The organism is Planomonospora algeriensis (assembly GCF_977012225.1).
Map to the genome: position 1 here is coordinate 1 of NZ_CDRNDK010000706.1, position 2,319 is coordinate 2,319.

At 75.2% G+C, this 2,319-nt stretch carries 2 protein-coding genes and 1 pseudogene; all 3 read right to left on the reverse strand.

The window, feature by feature from the left end; all coding sequences use genetic code 11:
* Positions 1-26: 26 nt before the first annotated feature.
* Positions 27-1,094 (reverse strand): ATP-binding protein, encoded by a 1,068-nt coding sequence (locus tag ACWJ6R_RS34795; protein ID WP_068895698.1) that lies wholly within the window; start codon positions 1,092-1,094, stop codon positions 27-29.
* The gene (locus ACWJ6R_RS34800; RefSeq protein WP_449066282.1) at positions 1,091-2,059 is read right to left on the reverse strand and encodes a DUF5691 domain-containing protein; all 969 of its coding nucleotides are present in this window, start codon (positions 2,057-2,059) and stop codon (positions 1,091-1,093) included. Before ACWJ6R_RS34800 ends, ACWJ6R_RS34795 begins: the two co-directional genes overlap by 4 nt.
* A gap of 119 nt (positions 2,060-2,178) precedes the next feature.
* Positions 2,179-2,268 (reverse strand): annotated as a pseudogene (locus ACWJ6R_RS34805) (hypothetical protein); the annotation flags it as partial.
* Positions 2,269-2,319 lie beyond the last annotated feature (51 nt).

The window sequence follows — 2,319 nt, forward strand, 5'->3', positions numbered from 1 at the left end:
AGAGCGCCGGCGGGAGGTGCCGCGGCTCAGCCCGCGTCACGGCAGGCCCGGTAGAAGTCGCGCCAGTCCTGGCGCTCCCGGACGACGGTCTCGAGGTACTCGCGCCAGACGACGCGGTCGGAGACCGGGTCCTGGACCACCGCGCCGGCGATCCCGGCGGCCACGTCCGAGGGGCGGAGCACGCCGTCGCCGAAGTGGGCGGCCAGGGCGATGCCGTTGGTGATGACGGAGATCGCCTCGGCGGTGCTGAGGGTGCCGCTGGGCGACTTGACCTTGGTCCGGCCGTCCTCGGTGACGCCGGTCCGCAGCTCCCGGAAGACCGTGACGACGCGGCGGATCTCCTCCAGGCCGGTCAGCGTCTCGGGCAGCTCCAGGGAGCGGCCGAGCTGCTCCACCCGGCGGGAGACGATGTCCACCTCCTCCTCGGCGGTGGCCGGCACCGGCAGCACCACGGTGTTGAACCTGCGGCGCAGCGCGCTGGACAGGTCGTTGACGCCGCGGTCGCGGTCGTTGGCGGTGGCGATGACGTTGAACCCGCGCGCCGCCTGGACCTCCTCGTTCAGCTCCGGGATCGGCAGCGTCTTCTCCGACAGCACGGTGATCAGCGCGTCCTGCACGTCGGAGGGCATCCGGGTCAGCTCCTCGACCCGGGCGATCCGTCCCTCGGCCATCGCGCGCATCACCGGGCTCGGGGTGAGCGCGTCCCGGGACGGGCCCTCGGCCAGCAGCCTGGCGTAGTTCCAGCCGTAGCGGATCGCCTCCTCGGCGGTGCCCGCGGTGCCCTGGACGAGCAGCGTGGAGTCGCCGCTGACCGCGGCGGCCAGGTGCTCCGAGAGCCAGGTCTTGGCGGTGCCGGGCACGCCGAGCAGCAGCAGCGCCCGGTCGGTGGCCAGCGTCGCCACCGCCACCTCCACGATGCGGCGGGGCCCGATGTACTTCGGGGTGATCCGGTCGCCGTCGCCGAGGATGTAGGTGGTCACCGCCCAGGGCGAGAGCTTCCAGCCCGGCGGCCTGGCCCGGTCGTCGTCCTTGGCCAGCACGGCCAGTTCCTCGGCGTACTGGTCCTCGGCGTGGGCGCGCAGCACCGTCGTCATGGAGTGAGCTCCTTCAGCATGTCGTCACGGAAACGCAGGAGGGCGGCGACCTCCTGGATGGGGGGTTCGAGCGAGAAGCGCTCCGCCAGGCCGTGCAGGGCGGGGTCGGCGCGCTCGCCGGCGAGCCTGACCAGCTCGCCGAGGTTCCACGGCTGCGTGCCGGACAGGTCGAGGATCTTCTGCAGCACGGCCCGGGTCAGCGCGGGCCCCCAGGGGGCGGCGGCTCCGCCGAGGACCATGATGAGCTGCCCGTCCAGGCCGTGGCGGCGGACGAAGTCGGTGGCCACGGCCTCCTGCTCCTGCCTGGTCAGTACGGCCAGCAGGTCGGCGAGCGGGTCCCAGGCGAACAGCTCCCGCGCCCATTCGGAGTCGCACTGGAGCACGGTCGCCCTGACCCATCCGGCCATGACCTCCCGCTTCCAGTCGGGGATCTTCGCCCGGACCAGCTCACCCGGCGGACGGCCGAGCAGGGCGGGCCACGCCTCCAGCGGGGTCCGCGCCACGAGCTGCTGCAGCCACCAGCTCCTGGCGCCGGTGCCGTGCGGCGGCCGGGCGCGGATGCCGTCGCGCTCCATCGCGGCGTCGCACTCCTGCGGCGGATGGACCAGGATCCGGCGGTCCGCCGCGGTGAGGCAGCGGGCGGCCCGCTCGGTCATCCGCCGCGCCAGCCGGGAGTCCGGCAGTCGGGTGAGCAGGTCGGCGGCCTGGTTCCTGACCTCGCGGCGGCGGTCGTCGAGCGCGGCCTCCAGGAACGGCTCGTCGCCGGAACCGAGCCCGTCGGCGAAGGTCTCCAGGAAGGCCGCCCGGTCCTCGGGGGTCTCCTTCTCCCAGGTCGCCGCGAGCAGTTCGCGGGCGGCGGCGGGGTCGGCGGCCCGCAGCGCGGCCAGGTGGGCGCGGCGGTCACCCGGCGTGCCCAGCTCCCACTCCTCCGGTCTCGGCCCGGCCGCCCCGGCCTCCTGGTCCAGGAAGCCCCAGGCCGGGTTCGAGCCGGGCCAGCCACCGGCCCCGCCGCCCGGCGAGGGACGGCGGCGAACGGCCGGATCGAGCGGTCGCGCGCCGCGTGGTCCAACAGGTCGGGCAGCAGGTGCGCCGGGACCCGGCGGCCGAGTCCCGCGGCGGTCCGCAGCCACTCGGTGAGCACTCTGCCCTGCTCGCCGCCGAGGATCCGGGCCAGCCGTTCGCCCGCGGCGTGCGGGACGGCGGGCTGCTCCTCGGCCGGGGCGGG